Origin of the sequence: Dendrosporobacter quercicolus (genome assembly GCF_900104455.1) — a bacterium.
Classification (GTDB): domain Bacteria; phylum Bacillota; class Negativicutes; order DSM-1736; family Dendrosporobacteraceae; genus Dendrosporobacter; species Dendrosporobacter quercicolus.
Genome location: NZ_FNHB01000002.1, coordinates 409,171 through 423,209, shown reverse-complemented (window position 1 = coordinate 423,209; position 14,039 = coordinate 409,171). Strand labels below are relative to the sequence as shown.

Here is a 14,039-nt window from a genome sequence, read left to right as displayed (position 1 = left end):
GTAGGCCTCCTAAAAATTATAGTCGTTGCAGCCCTGCCCCGTGAGGCTCAGGCAATGCTGCTTTTTTTCAAGGTTGTCAGGCTGTCCTCAATATTTTCCAGGGAATCCAGGGCTTTTCCCGTTCCTAAAGCCACACAGGAAAGCGGATCGTCCGCCAGATAGGTGGGAATGCCGGTCTCTTCCTTAATCAGCCGGTCCAGGCCATGCAGCAGGGAACCGCCGCCGGTCATAACAATGCCGCGATCCATAATGTCGGACGACAATTCAGGCGGTGTGTTTTCCAACACCGCTTTAACGCAATGCACGATCAGCGACACCGTCTCATGCAAGGCTTCTCTTGTTTCAGCTGAAGTAATTCGAACAGTTTTCGGCAAACCGGATAACAAATCGCGGCCGCGGATTTCCAGCTTTTCGTCACGGCCGTTCGGATAGGCCGTGCCGATTTTCACTTTAATTTCCTCAGCCGTCCGCTCACCAATCATCATATTGTATTCCTTTTTCACAAACCGGACCAGAGCTTCATCAAATTTGTCGCCGCCAATTCTCAGTGACTCGCTGACAACGATGCCGCCCAGACTGAGCACCGCCACATCAGTGGTGCCGCCGCCAATATCAACAACCATTGCGCCGCAGGGCTCGGAAATTTCCAAGCCGGCGCCCAATGCCGCGGCCAGAGGTTCCTCGATCAGATAAGTTTTTCTGGCGCCGGCCTGAACCGCCGCTTCCAGTACCGCTCTTTTCTCCACGGTAGTCACGCCTGACGGTATGCAAATCATAATCCGCGGCTTAAAAAAGAAACTCTTGCCGGCCACCTTTTCAATAAAGTGGCGCAGCATGCTTTCCGTTGTGTCGTAATCGGCAATTACGCCTTCCCTTAGCGGTCTGATGGCAATAATATTGCCAGGCGTACGTCCCAGCATCCGGCGCGCTTCCTCGCCGATTGCCAGTACCCGGTTGGTATCCCGGTCAATGGCCACAACCGACGGCTCACTCAGCACAATCCCCTTACCTTTTATATAGACCAGAACATTGGCGGTACCTAAATCCACCCCGATATCCATTGACATCCCAAACATCCAGAATCCCCTCTCCCCAACTTCCCCTGCCCTGATTGTCCCATTTTTCAACCCTAAAAAAACGGCTGTCGCCGCTTTTTCGGGTAAGTCCCCAAATCCTATGCAGCTCACTCATAACGTTAAACTTCTTTGCAAAAGCCCATAACAATATTTGGAGTAAAGATTCTACATTTTACAATAAAATCCTTTATTATTCATCATTTTCTTTTGGCTCTTTGTATTTTTTCCGCGTGGCCTCCCCGCCCCGGATATGGCGTTCAGCTTTGTTTTGCTCCAGTACCGTCCTAACCTTTGTTGCCAAACGTTTATTTATCAGCGGCAGCCGCTCAATCATGTCTTTGTGTACGGTGCTTTTACTAACGCCGAAAACTGCAGCCGCCTGCCGTACGGTGTCCTTGCTTTCTAAAATATGATTGCAAATGTCCAATACCCTTTTGCGGATATAATCTTTCATTTTTTTGCTTCCCCCTCGCCCCCGTTTGCTAACATGTATATGCGGACAACAGAGAAAGCATACCATTTAGATTGTCTGGCAAAAGCAGTGGAACTTCAGTGTACGGGCAGGCGGCAATGGCGTTATGCTCCCTTTAGACAATGAAAGCAGGGCCGTTCAGCGATAAACTGACCGGCCCTGCCGCCAATTTTATATGTTTTTACCGGCCTGTTCGCGGCTCAGCTGCTTACTCATATTTCAGCGCATCAATCGGATGCAAGCAAGATGCCTTATGGGCGGGATAGTAGCCAAACCCGATTCCGACGGCCGCCGAGAAGACGAAGGCCAGCAGAATGGAGGCAGCGGTAAATACCGGCGGAGCTTCGGTAAAGGAGGCCAGCATATAGCCGGAAAATACGCCCAGGATAATTCCGAGCAAGCCGCCAAGCATGGACAAGACCGTCGCCTCCAGCAAAAACTGCAGCCGGATGTCTCTCGCCTGAGCGCCGACAGCCATCCGTATTCCGATCTCCCGGGTACGCTCCGATACAGATACCAGCATGATATTCATAATGCCGATACCGCCCACCACGAGGGATATAAACGCGATTGAGCCAAGCAGCATCGACATGATGGCCGTTGTCTTACGCCGCGCCTCCAGAAACTGACTGATATTTCTTACCGCAAAATCATCGGTTTCCCCGGCTTTAATTCTATGCCGTTCGCGCAACAGGGACTCGGTCTCGTTCTGGATAAACTGGAGTGAATTCATGGAAAGGCCTTTGATAAAAATCATGTGGATCCGTCCCGGCGTGTTCCAGCGAACAAGACGGCTTTGGGCGGCAGTTACCGGAACCAGGACGAAATCGTCCCGGTCCTCGCCCATGTTGCTTTGCCCCTTGGCGTCGAACACCCCGGCAACCGTAAACGGCACTCGATTAATCCGGATCATTTTGCCCAGCGGATCTTCATTAAAGAAGATCTTATCAGCAACCGTCTGCCCAATCATCACCACTTTGGCCGCCTGCCGCACATCACTGTCATTTAAGTTCCGGCCCTTGGCAATTGTCCTGTCCTGCACAGTGGCATAGGCCGAACTGCTGCCGGTCAGGCGGGTGCTCCAGTTGGCGTTGCCATAAATCAGCGTAACAGTGGTCTCAATCACAGGAGCGACCGCTTCAATGCCCGATACTTCACGCTCTATCGCATCCGCATCGGCCAAGGTAAGATGACGGGTGTTGCCTCGGGAAGACATGGCCGAACGATCAGGAAATACAATAATAAAATTACTGCCAAATGACGCAATCTGCTCATCAATGCTTTTATTCGCGCCCTGCCCGACGGCAAATGCCGCAATCACGGCCGCTACGCCGATGATGATGCCGAGCGCCGTCAGCATAGACCTCAGCTTGTTTCTATACAGGGCCCGTATAGCGGTTCTGACTATCTCCAGTGTAGAAATCATGGCTGGTTTGACCTTTCATCATTCATAATTCTGCCATCCCTAAAATGAACAAGCCGGTTTGCATAGGCCGCCACATCCAGTTCATGGGTAACCAAAATAATGGTGATGCCCATTTCCCGGTTTAATTTGACAAATAAATTCATAATTTCGTCGCTGGTCTTGGAATCCAGATTTCCCGTCGGTTCATCAGCCATCAGCAGCGGAGCTTTATTCACAATGCCGCGGGCAATCGCTACCCGCTGCTGCTGACCGCCCGACAACTGCGCCGGCTCATGATACAACCGGTTTGACAACCCCATCAGGGCAAGCGCTTCAATCGCTCTTTCGCGCCGTTCCTTTTGCGGTACGCCCGCATATAAGAGCGGCAGTTCCACGTTCTCCAGCGCGCTGGTCTTAGGCAGCAGGTTGAAGCCCTGAAACACAAAGCCGATTTTCCGATTGCGGATTCCGGCCAGCGCCTCGGGAGCGAGGCTGGCTGTGTCTTGTCCATCAAGCCAGTACTCCCCCGAACTCGGTTTATCGAGACACCCCAGCAAATTCATCGTTGTGGACTTTCCTGAGCCTGAAGGACCCATCATCGCCAGGAACTCGCCTTTGGCAACAGACAGGTTAATGCCGTGAAGAATTTCCACCTCTTCCTCATCCAGCTTAAAGCTCTTGCGGATATCTTTCAGCACAACTAATGACATATTACTTACCTTCTTTTTCCACAAGAATGCCTGTAATCACCGCTTCGCCCTCACTCAGGCCTGACAGAATTTCCGTATACTGGCCATCGGTAATCCCTCTCTCCACTTCTTTCTTCACAATATCCTTCTTTTCCAGCGTATAGAGCGCAGGCCCAGACACTGCCGCCACCGTAGGCTGCCCGAAAGAGCGCTGGTCAACTGGAGCCGCCGCATTAAGATCAACCGGTTTAAACCGGAATGCGGCGTTCGGCACCATCAGGATGTTTTCTTTTTGCTGAACAATCAAAGATACGTTGGCCGTCATACCGGGAAGCAATATCCCTTCGTCATTGGCTACGGTGACAATCACCGCATAGCTGACCACATTGTCCTTCGTTTCAGGGGCAAGACGAATCTGCGTTACCTCGCCAAAGAACTTTTCATTTGTGTACGCATCAACGGTAAATTCCGCCTTCTGCCCCTGCTTAATCCCGCCGATATCCGCTTCGTCCACATTGACTTCAACCCTCATCTGCTTTAAATCTCTGGCAATTTTTGCAATGCTGGGCGTTGCGTAGCTTGCCGCAACAGTTTGTCCCTGCTCGACCAGCTTAGCAACAACAACACCGTCAACCGGCGAATAAATCCTGGTATACCCCAGATTAATCTTGGCCCGCGCCAGTGCAGCCTCCGATTGCTTTATCCGCGCTTGGGCAGACGCTACCTGCGCTTGGGCGGTAAGATAAATGCTTTCGTCCAGATCGACTTCGGTTTTTGCAATCATCTCCTGAGCCGCCAGTTTTCTCGTCCGTTCAAGATCTTTACCGGCTTTGGCCAGCAGTGCCCGATAGTTCATCAAATCAGCTTTAGCGGCAAGCAGATTGGCCTCAGCCTGCTCCACCTCGGTTTCGTGCGTGGCTGAGTCAATTTCCGCAATCAGTTGACCCTGTTTTACACTGCTGTTATAATCAATGTAAATTTTTGTAACCGTACCGGAGATTTGTGTTCCCACATCAACTGTCTCGACAGCATCCAGCGACCCGGTCGCCTGGATGACGGAACGGATACTGCCGCGGTGGGCTTCCGCCGTTTTATAGTGTATTTCCTCCCCGCCGCTTCCCGTTGTCAGAACATAGCCGATACCAGCCAAAACGACTGCCAGCCCCAGTACGGTCCGTTTATATCGCAATACTGTTTTAACATCAAAAGTCATTCATCAATCCCCCATCGCTTACTCCTGGCTCAACAATCCGGCAAAGGCCTTAATCAGCTGCCGCTTTGCTCAAAATGAAAGGCAGCAACATTCTCCCGTTGCTCCCTGACAAACGAAACGCGAATAATTTCCCCGCTTGTCAATTGCATAGTATATTACAGATTGATGTAAAAATCAACCAAAATTCTCTAATCAAAATGCTAGTACTAGTACCCTATCAGGTACCAGGCGCATAAAAAAAGTGAGCCGCGGCTCACTTGAGAGGAATTATTTCAGTAAATTCCGGGGATCGATATATTGCTCATCCGCTTTAACCGTAAGGTGCAGATGAGTGTATGGTTCTGCAGCGCAGGCCCCCACAGTGCCAAGCTGGTCACCCTGATTGACGTAACTGCCTTTTTTTAAGCTAACATTCATTGTATCCAGCGATCCGTAGCTGATGGTATATTCCCCGCTGGCAATCACGATGGTCAGCCCGGTTTTATTGTCGGTGTAAATATCGGCAATACGCCCGCCGAGCATGGCCTGGACAAAGGTACCGTCAGCGGCGCTGATATCCAGTCCGGGATGATAACGCCAGTCATGAAAGACCGGATGAAGCTGCCAGCCAAATTCGCGGCTGATCTCCCCCTTGACCGGCCATTGGGGTTTCCGGGGTTTAGCTGCGGCAGGCACTGGCTGTTGCCGCCGGTCGGCCTGCGCTGTTGACTCAACTGGCGGTCTTATCGAATCAGTCCCGGCCGCCGCAGGGTCGGCAATCGGACTGGCAAGGCTTTCCGCTCCCGGCTGCTCTAAGCCGTCCGCATACCCGGCGGGCTGCTCGACAGCCGTTTGCTGTAAGCTGATAACCACCGAAGATAATAACGTCCCGGCGATGATTAATAAACCACAAGCCAGATAAACCGGTTTTGGCTTCACCCATCCGGGAGCTAAGAGTTCCTGAATCTTTTTACGCAAAAAAATAATCGGCCTAAGGTTGCCAGGCATTTTCATCACCTCGCTACCATTATGCCCATTATTACACAGGGTCAGTCATTCGTGTCTTGCGCCGCCTAAACATCCGGTCAAGAACCTGAAATATTTTTAATCGTCACACCGGTATAGTAGTAATGAATGATATCCCGGTAATTCCGGCCCTCTTTGGCCATACCATTAGCGCCATACTGACACATGCCGACGCCATGACCATAACCGGTGGTTTTAACCACAAGCTGATCGCCTTTCAGTTCCGCCGAAAAGTTCGCAGAGCGCAGCTCCAGCTTATCCCGCAGCGCCAAACCGCTGAAGGTTTTGTTGCCGACCCGGATCTGGTCAACCCGGCCCGAGTCCGTATAGCTTAAAATCCGGATACTGCTGTTGTCGCCGCTTTGCCCGGCGGCTACCACACCGGCGTCGGCGCCCAGCCGCTGTTCAATCTCGCTTAAGGCAAACGCTTTGGTTTCGCTATACCTTGGCGAGGCCTGATCCCAGCGGCAGGCCACACTCTGCAGGTAGGGATACTCAAACCCCCAGACTTCTTTAGCGCTCGCCGTCTTCTCCCCGCTGGTTGAATGAAACAAGGAATTGATTGGCTCATCATGATACGTAATGATCTCGCCTCTGGTTGCTTCAACCGCCTGGGTAATTTTCTTCCAATATTGCTCATAAAGGAAAGGGCCCCAGCGCTCTCTCAGTTTATGCTGATCCTGCCAGGCCTGGCTTTGTTTATGATCCGAGCTAACGTCAGCTCCCGGCTTATCCGGTAAGCCGCTGCCGCCAAAGGCAATCATGTTTTTTATCGCGTATGTCCGGGCGGCCAACGCCTGCGCTTTGAGCGCCTCAGGCGCAAATTCAGCCGGCATCTCGGCGGCAACCACGCCTTTTACATATTCCTCCAGACTCATGCTGACAATCCGGTCCTGTTCATGCAGGTAAACATGAATGGCTATGTCCTCTTTTTTCATGCCCTGATTGCTGCTCCTTTCCTTGCCTGTACCGGAAATATCAATACCGACTATCATGATCGGCAGAACTATTACCATGATAATAACCAGCGACACGGCAACCGCCAGTAGTTTCTTCACAACCGCCCCTCCCTATCCTCCGGCTCAGCCATTACCATAATATGCGAAGGAAGGAAAAAGTATGATTATCATAAAACAGGCGGCCTGACGGCCGCCTGTTTAGTGCTAGTACCGTATCAGGCACTAGCTTATTCTGCTGATGTCAGCACCGATACTGCATAATTTATCTACAAGTCCTTCGTACCCACGGTCAATATGATGAATATAGCCAATCTGAGTTTCCCCTTCGGCAACCAGACCGGCCAGCACCATTGCCGCTCCAGCCCGCAAATCGGTTGCTTTAACCGGACACCCCGTAAGGCGGGCTACACCCTCCACCACTGCGCTGCGTCCTTCAATCTTGATATTTGCGCCCATTCGTTTTAGTTCGTCAACATGCATAAACCGGTTTTCAAAAACCGTCTCACTGACGATGCTGGTTCCCTGCGCAATGGTCAGCATCGCCATAAACTGAGCCTGCATATCGGTCGGAAAACCCGGGTAAGGCAAGGTCTTGATATCAACAGCCCGGATTGCGCCATTGCCTTTTACCCGCACGCCATTGATATCCTCCTCAATGTACACACCGGCCTCTTTAAGTTTAGCCGCAACCGGCTTTAAATGTTCAATAAGTGCATTTTCAATATAAACATCGCCATTGGTCATTGCCGCCGCCACCATATACGTACCGGCTTCCACCCGGTCAGGAATAATGGTGTAATCAGAGCCTTTAAGCTCGCGGACCCCTTCAATTTTAATGACGTTTGTTCCTGCACCGCGAATATTCGCGCCCATAACGTTAAGGTAATTCGCCAAATCGACTATTTCCGGTTCATGCGCAGGATTTTCCAGAATCGTTTGACCTTGGGCCATCGACGCAGCCATCATAATATTTTCCGTCGCCCCCACACTGGGAAAATCAAGATAAATCCGGGCGCCGGTTAAACCCTGCGGGGCTTTGGCCTCAATATAACCGTGCCCGATATCAATTTGCGCCCCCAGGGCTTCAAACCCTTTGAGATGTAAATCAATGGGGCGGGTGCCGATCGCACAGCCGCCCGGCAAAGAAATTTTGGCCAGGCCGCGCCTTGCCAGCAACGGCCCCATAATTAAAAATGAGGCTCTCATTTTACGGACAAGCTCATACGGCGCTTCACAGGTACTGATCTGCGTACTGTCAATACTTAGTGTATTCGGGCTATTGGTTGCCACCGGCACTCCCAGATGCTGCAATACTTCAGAAATTGTGCGTACATCTTCCAGATCCGGCACTTCCTCTAAAGTACTGGGGGTTTGTCCCAGCAGAGCGGCGGCAATGATTGGCAGTACTGCATTTTTGGCGCCGCTGATCTTGATTGTTCCGTTTAGTTGTCTGCCGCCATTGATTACTAGCTTTTCCATAAGATCCTCCCAAAACTACTGGCATGTTAACAAAGCTCCAAAAAGCGCTGCAATAAAAACAGACGCCAGACCAGCAAGGCACTAGTGCCTTGGCACAGTTAGATGTTAGTTTTAGACGACATAGATTTTTTCGTCCTGCGAGGCGAAGGAGCCGCACAGATCGAGAATCTGTAAGGCGACGATAAAGAAAACACGGTTTGTACCGAGCGCAGCTCAGCGAAGGCAGAAACCGTTGTTGCCCTTATGCCGTTACGGCCAACGAAGCAGGGCGAAAAAAAGGCGGGTTGTCTAACCTAATATTTGACTGGGTCAAGGTACTAGTGCTACCAACCCTGAATTCTACAATTCCTGACGGCCGATTTTCCGTAATACTGCGTTGTAAGTCAATCGGCATACGCCCGGTATGCCTCATTCCGCCGCCTTGGCTTTCAAAAAATCGTCTCGCCACTTGCAGGCTGGCGCAGTACTAGACAAAAAACGTTTCTTATAAGCTTATTATGTGCAAATACTGCTTGGTTTTAATACTCAATTGTAATCACCGGCGAACCAATTATTACATATGTCCGGTTGTCATAGGGACTGTAACGCATGGCCGCATTCACATTGATCCGGCGGTCGCCAATGTTCAACCCTTTGTCTAGCATGGGACTAAAGCCGGTGAAACTGCTGTACTGAGCACTGGAAGTTGAACTAATCAAATCGGCATTAAGTACCGCAAAAGCATCCCCAAGCCGCTTGTCCCAATCATCCTTCACTAGTTTACCATCAAGCCATCCCACCAGGCAAGTGCTAATCTGCGGGCTTCCAGCAAAAGCAGTGATTATTTTGCTGATTTTAGCGCTTGATTCTGTAGCGGCCTGTGCATCCTGAGTCTTCAGCTCAATATTTACCGCCAAATACACCTCGGCCGGCCGGCCATCGCCAGCCGGCCGCAGCTGTTCGGCAATAACCGCAACCTGGCGGTCACTTGCAACGGCGACCGCCCGGACCGCCTGCTGGCGGCGGCTGACAGCAACGGTCAGTTCATACTCCTCCCCGGTAAAGCCCAATTCCAGCATCGCCTGTTTTGTTATCCCTATCAACTCAGTCTCACCGGTTTGCGCTGCCGGTAATTTGGCCCAGCCGTTCACACTGATTTCACCCAGTTCAGCGCCAGTGGCCTGCATTGCAGCCGCCAGCGGCTGCGTTATTGTCACCGGTACGTTTTCAGCGCGGCCAAGGTTAACGGCCATTAACAGCACCGTGATTAACAATAATTTTTTACCTAAATAGTTCATGATTTACGCCCCTTAATAATGACTGCTCTATTTTCATTCTTGCCATTTTCTAGGGGTGCTATACAATGAAATTTGTGGGTAAATGCTTAACCGGCAAAATACACGATAGACGCAAAAGAGACAAAAAAACAGCGCGAAATTATCGCGCTGAACCATGATTTCGTGAACCCTGCACTGCGGTTCCATCCGTTACGTTTCACTGGCTGCTTTGACGGGACACAGTCAGCCGGAGCATCGCCCGCTGAAGAGCGGCTTCCGCCCGGGCTGCATCAATTTTATGCTTGGCATCTGTTGATCCTTTCAGCCGCGCCTCAGCCCGGGCCTTGGCTTCCTTAGCCCGGTTGATGTCTATTTCCTCCGGCAGTTCGGCGCACGCCGCCAGTACCGTGACTTTTTCCGGCTGGACTTCAATAAAGCCGCTGCTAACGGCGATCGGCAACTCGCCCTCATCATTCAGCAGGCGCAGCGGCCAAATCTGGAGTCCGGCGACTAAAGGCGCATGGCCTGGCAGAATGCCGATATCCCCGGTGGTAGTCCGGGCAATGACCATATCGACATCGGCCGAGTAGACCAGTCGTTCAGGGGAAACAATGTCAAGCCTTATCTTTTTAGCCACTTGTTATTCCCCCTTCATTTTGCGCGCCTTTTCCACCACTTCATCAATTGTTCCGGCCATAAAGAAAGCTGACTCAGGCAGTTCATCATGCTTACCGCTTAAAATCTCTTTAAATCCGCGAATGGTTTCTTTCAACGGCACATACTTGCCGGGGGTTCCGGTAAAAGCCTCGGCGACGAAAAACGGTTGACTTAAAAACCGTTGTATCTTCCGGGCCCTGGTTACAACAATCCGATCCTCATCCGACAGTTCCTCCATGCCCAGGATAGCAATGATATCCTGTAACTCCTTATAGCGCTGCAACACTTCCTGTACGCCGCGCGCCACTTGATAATGCTCCTCGCCAATAATGTTGGGGTCAACAATTCTGGAGGTCGAATCCAGCGGATCAACCGCGGGATAAATACCCAGTTCGGCAATCTGCCGCGACAATACTGTTGTTGCATCCAGATGGGCAAAGGTTGCGGCTGGCGCCGGGTCAGTCAAATCATCGGCCGGAACGTAAACCGCCTGAACTGATGTAATGGAACCTTTTTTGGTTGAAGTGATGCGCTCCTGCAGCGCCCCGACATCGGTCGACAGGGTGGGCTGGTAACCAACAGCCGACGGCATCCGCCCGAGCAGCGCCGAAACTTCCGATCCTGCCTGAATAAAACGGAAGATATTGTCAACAAATAACAAAACATCCTGTCCGCCCACATCACGGAAATATTCCGCCATGGTCAGCCCCGTCAGAGCGACCCGCATCCGCGCGCCTGGCGGTTCGTTCATCTGTCCGTAAACCAGCGCTGTCTTCTCGATAACGCCTGACTCCTTCATTTCCGTCCACAGGTCATTACCCTCGCGCGTCCGCTCGCCAACACCGGCGAAAACCGAAAAGCCGCCATGCTCAGTGGCTATATTGCGGATAAGCTCCATAATCAATACGGTTTTACCAACACCGGCTCCGCCAAACAAACCGATTTTACCGCCCCGCGAATAAGGAGCAATTAAATCAACAACCTTGATCCCGGTTTCCAGGATTTCGGTAGACGTATCCTGATCTTCAAAACTGGGCGCCGGACGATGTATCGGCCAATAATCCTCCCCGTTAACCGGAGTTGCGTTATTGTCCACCGTCTGGCCTAAAACATTAAATATTCGCCCCAGGGTTTCCCGCCCTACCGGAACTTTGATTGGCGAACCGGTATCTGTCGCCTGCATGCCTCTGGTCAGGCCGTCGGTAGAAGACATCGCCACGCACCGGACATTATTATCACCCAAATGCTGCATGACCTCAACTGTCAGCTGAATGGATACTTCTCCTGACTGGCCCTCAATCCGAATGGCATTATAAATGGCCGGAAGCTGTTCCGGGGGGAATTCAATATCTACAACAGGTCCGATAACCTGAACTACTTTGCCTAAGTTCATTTGGTCCCCTCCTTACTTCAAGGCCTCAGCACCGCCCACAATCTCGGTAATTTCACGAGTAATGGTCGCCTGACGCACTTTATTATAGTTCAAAATAAGTTTGGCAATTAACTCTTCGGCATTATCGGTAGCCGCCCCCATAGCCGTCATTCTTGATCCCAGCTCACTGGCCGCAGCCTGCAGCAAAGCCCCATATACCATAGTTTCCAGGTACTTAGGAAGCAACAGGCCTAATACCGCCTCCGGCGATGGCTCAAACAGATAATCGGTCACAGCCGGATCTGTTGACTGACCGATATCCAGCGGGAGAAGTCTGGTGACAGCAGGCTTTAGATGAATGGGCGAAAAGAATTGCGTATACACCAGATAAATTTCGTCGCAATCGCCATTCTGAAAGCGCTGCGCCAAATCGCGGGCAATCACTCTGGCGTTATCATAGGCCGGCTTTTCGCTAAAGCCGGTGTACTCGGCATCAATGGCATAACCCCGGCGCCTGAAATAATCCCTGGTTTTACGGCCAACGGCCATAATGCCGGTTGTATTTTTATCGGTAATCCTTGGTGTCAGCTCTTTAAAGACATTGCTGGCATAAGCCCCGGCCAGGCCCTTGTCCGAACTCAGCACCAAATATACCGTCCGCTTGACCGCGCGCACTTCCAGCAAAGGATGAGCGATCTCTGCGGTATGAGCGGCAACACTGGCCAATACCTGCTGGACTTTTTCCGTATAGGGCTTGCTGGCTGTAGCCTTTTCCTGCGCCCGGCGCAGCCGGGCGGCGGCGACCATTTTCATGGCTTTGGTAATTTGTTGAATACTCTTAACACTTTTAATCCGGCGGCGAATGTCCTGTGCACTAGGCATTTACATCACCTCTCAGCCGCTGATGCTTGATTGTCATAGGAAAGGAAAGTATCTTTAAATTCTTTGATTGCTTTTTTCAGCGCAGCTTCGGTTTCACTGTCCAGCACTTTCTTTTCCCGAATGCTTTTGCCGATTTCGGCATAGTTAGACCGGATAAATTTCAAGTAATCCTGGCCAAATTTTACAATTCGGCCGACTTCAACATCGTCCAGATAGCCGTTGGCGGCAGTATACAAGATCATGACCTGATCTTCAACCGCAATTGGCGAATACTGGGGCTGCTTTAACACCTCAACCGTCCGTTCACCACGATCCAGCAAGGCTTTGGTATCTTTATCCAGATCCGAACCAAACTGGGCAAAAGCCGCCAGTTCGCGATACTGGGCCAAGTCCAGCCGCAGCCGGCCGGCCACTTGTTTCATGGCTTTAATTTGCGCTGAACCACCGACCCGGGACACGGAGAGACCGGCGTTAATGGCCGGGCGAACTCCGGCATAAAAGGCCTCGCTTTCGAGAATGATCTGGCCATCCGTAATCGATATGACGTTGGTGGGAATATAGGCCGAAACATCACCGGCCAGCGTCTCGATAATCGGCAAAGCCGTAATTGATCCGCCGCCCAGCTCGGCCGACAGTTTGGCGGCCCGCTCCAGCAAACGTGAATGCAAGTAAAATACATCCCCGGGATAAGCTTCACGGCCTGGGGGCCGTCTTAACAGCAGCGACATTGCCCGGTAAGCCATCGCATGTTTGGATAAATCGTCATACACACATAAGGCATGACCGCCTTTATACATAAAGTACTCGGCAAGCGCCACACCGGCATAAGGAGCCAAATATTGCAGCGGCGCACTGTCGGAAGCCGAGGCGGCGACAATGATGGTATAATCCATCGCACCGTGGGCTTCCAGGGTTTTAACCACCCGGGCCACAGTTGACGCCTTTTGTCCGATGGCCACATACACGCAAACAACGCCCTGGCCTTTTTGATTGATAATCGTATCAATTGCAATAGCCGTTTTGCCTGTACCCCTGTCGCCGATAATCAGTTCACGCTGGCCGCGGCCGATCGGCACCAGGGCATCAATTGCCTGCAGACCGGTTTGCAGCGGTTCAGCGACCAACTGCCGGTCGGCAATTCCCGGCGCATTATATTCAACAGGGCGGGTTTCACTGGTATCGATCGGGCCTTTGCCGTCAATCGGCTGTCCCATTGCATTGACTACCCGGCCAACCATGGCTTCACCCACCGGCACCTGCATAATGCGGCCGGTCCGCCGGACAGTATCGCCTTCTTTAATCTCAATTTCGCCGCCCAGCAAAACGGCGCCAACATTGTCTTTGTCTAAATTGAGCACCAAACCGAAAACATCATGGGGAAACTCCAGTAATTCACCGGACATTGCTTTTTCCAGTCCATGAATACGGGCAATACCATCGCCAACTTCAATAACAGTGCCAATCTCATCGACATTAAGCTCAATCTTATAATTTTCAATTTGCTGTTTGATAATCGACGTTATTTCCTCTGGCCTGATTTTCATATGTAGCATTTCACCCCACTCTTAGTACCA

At 51.4% G+C, this 14,039-nt stretch carries 13 protein-coding genes; all 13 read right to left on the bottom strand.

Annotated features, from left to right (window positions below; genetic code table 11):
* Nucleotides 1-47 precede the first annotated feature (47 nt).
* Nucleotides 48-1,076 carry a rod shape-determining protein gene (mreB, locus tag BLR06_RS08040; protein WP_092071032.1) on the bottom strand — a complete coding sequence of 343 codons (1,029 nt, stop codon included), beginning with the start codon at nucleotides 1,074-1,076 and terminating at the stop codon, nucleotides 48-50.
* Between the two features lie 190 nt (nucleotides 1,077-1,266).
* Complete coding sequence (spoIIID, locus tag BLR06_RS08035) at nucleotides 1,267-1,530, bottom strand: sporulation transcriptional regulator SpoIIID (RefSeq protein WP_092071029.1); 264 nt, start codon at nucleotides 1,528-1,530, stop codon at nucleotides 1,267-1,269.
* A gap of 226 nt (nucleotides 1,531-1,756) precedes the next feature.
* Nucleotides 1,757-2,908, bottom strand: a complete 1,152-nt coding sequence (locus BLR06_RS08030) for an ABC transporter permease (RefSeq protein WP_217636860.1) — start codon at nucleotides 2,906-2,908, stop codon at nucleotides 1,757-1,759.
* Between the two features lie 62 nt (nucleotides 2,909-2,970).
* A complete protein-coding gene (locus BLR06_RS08025) occupies nucleotides 2,971-3,663 on the bottom strand; it encodes an ABC transporter ATP-binding protein (protein ID WP_092071023.1) in 693 nt (230 codons plus the stop codon).
* A gap of 1 nt (nucleotide 3,664) precedes the next feature.
* Nucleotides 3,665-4,855, bottom strand: coding sequence for an efflux RND transporter periplasmic adaptor subunit (locus BLR06_RS08020; protein ID WP_092071020.1), 1,191 nt, complete (start codon nucleotides 4,853-4,855; stop codon nucleotides 3,665-3,667).
* A 267-nt stretch (nucleotides 4,856-5,122) separates the two neighbouring features.
* Nucleotides 5,123-5,842, bottom strand: a complete 720-nt coding sequence (locus tag BLR06_RS08015) for a M23 family metallopeptidase (protein WP_173812821.1) — start codon at nucleotides 5,840-5,842, stop codon at nucleotides 5,123-5,125.
* Nucleotides 5,843-5,919: 77 nt separating this feature from the next.
* On the bottom strand, nucleotides 5,920-6,918 hold the full coding sequence (gene spoIID / locus BLR06_RS08010) for a stage II sporulation protein D (protein ID WP_092071014.1): 999 nt from the start codon (nucleotides 6,916-6,918) through the stop codon (nucleotides 5,920-5,922).
* A 123-nt stretch (nucleotides 6,919-7,041) separates the two neighbouring features.
* The gene (murA, locus tag BLR06_RS08005; protein ID WP_092071011.1) at nucleotides 7,042-8,298 is read right to left on the bottom strand and encodes a UDP-N-acetylglucosamine 1-carboxyvinyltransferase; all 1,257 of its coding nucleotides are present in this window, start codon (nucleotides 8,296-8,298) and stop codon (nucleotides 7,042-7,044) included.
* A 518-nt stretch (nucleotides 8,299-8,816) separates the two neighbouring features.
* On the bottom strand, nucleotides 8,817-9,575 hold the full coding sequence (locus BLR06_RS08000; RefSeq protein WP_092071009.1) for a YwmB family TATA-box binding protein: 759 nt from the start codon (nucleotides 9,573-9,575) through the stop codon (nucleotides 8,817-8,819).
* 196 nt (nucleotides 9,576-9,771) lie between these two features.
* A complete protein-coding gene (locus BLR06_RS07995) occupies nucleotides 9,772-10,191 on the bottom strand; it encodes a F0F1 ATP synthase subunit epsilon (protein ID WP_092071005.1) in 420 nt (139 codons plus the stop codon).
* A 3-nt stretch (nucleotides 10,192-10,194) separates the two neighbouring features.
* Nucleotides 10,195-11,604, bottom strand: a complete 1,410-nt coding sequence (gene atpD, locus BLR06_RS07990) for a F0F1 ATP synthase subunit beta (RefSeq protein ID WP_092071002.1) — start codon at nucleotides 11,602-11,604, stop codon at nucleotides 10,195-10,197.
* 12 nt (nucleotides 11,605-11,616) lie between these two features.
* Nucleotides 11,617-12,465 (bottom strand): ATP synthase F1 subunit gamma, encoded by an 849-nt coding sequence (gene atpG / locus BLR06_RS07985; protein ID WP_092070999.1) that lies wholly within the window; start codon nucleotides 12,463-12,465, stop codon nucleotides 11,617-11,619.
* 5 nt (nucleotides 12,466-12,470) lie between these two features.
* Nucleotides 12,471-14,009, bottom strand: a complete 1,539-nt coding sequence (gene atpA / locus BLR06_RS07980) for a F0F1 ATP synthase subunit alpha (RefSeq protein WP_092070996.1) — start codon at nucleotides 14,007-14,009, stop codon at nucleotides 12,471-12,473.
* Between the last annotated feature and the right edge of the window lie 30 nt (nucleotides 14,010-14,039).

Coding starts and splice junctions, on each gene's coding strand:
- mreB (WP_092071032.1), bottom strand. CDS start 1,076: ATGTTTGGGATGTCAATGGATATCGGGGTGGATTTAGGTACCGCCAAT.
- spoIIID (WP_092071029.1), bottom strand. CDS start 1,530: ATGAAAGATTATATCCGCAAAAGGGTATTGGACATTTGCAATCATATT.
- BLR06_RS08030 (WP_217636860.1), bottom strand. CDS start 2,908: ATGCTGACGGCGCTCGGCATCATCATCGGCGTAGCGGCCGTGATTGCG.
- BLR06_RS08025 (WP_092071023.1), bottom strand. CDS start 3,663: ATGTCATTAGTTGTGCTGAAAGATATCCGCAAGAGCTTTAAGCTGGAT.
- BLR06_RS08020 (WP_092071020.1), bottom strand. CDS start 4,855: ATGACTTTTGATGTTAAAACAGTATTGCGATATAAACGGACCGTACTG.
- BLR06_RS08015 (WP_173812821.1), bottom strand. CDS start 5,842: ATGCCTGGCAACCTTAGGCCGATTATTTTTTTGCGTAAAAAGATTCAG.
- murA (WP_092071011.1), bottom strand. CDS start 8,298: ATGGAAAAGCTAGTAATCAATGGCGGCAGACAACTAAACGGAACAATC.
- BLR06_RS08000 (WP_092071009.1), bottom strand. CDS start 9,575: ATGAACTATTTAGGTAAAAAATTATTGTTAATCACGGTGCTGTTAATG.
- atpD (WP_092071002.1), bottom strand. CDS start 11,604: ATGAACTTAGGCAAAGTAGTTCAGGTTATCGGACCTGTTGTAGATATT.
- atpG (WP_092070999.1), bottom strand. CDS start 12,465: ATGCCTAGTGCACAGGACATTCGCCGCCGGATTAAAAGTGTTAAGAGT.
- atpA (WP_092070996.1), bottom strand. CDS start 14,009: ATGAAAATCAGGCCAGAGGAAATAACGTCGATTATCAAACAGCAAATT.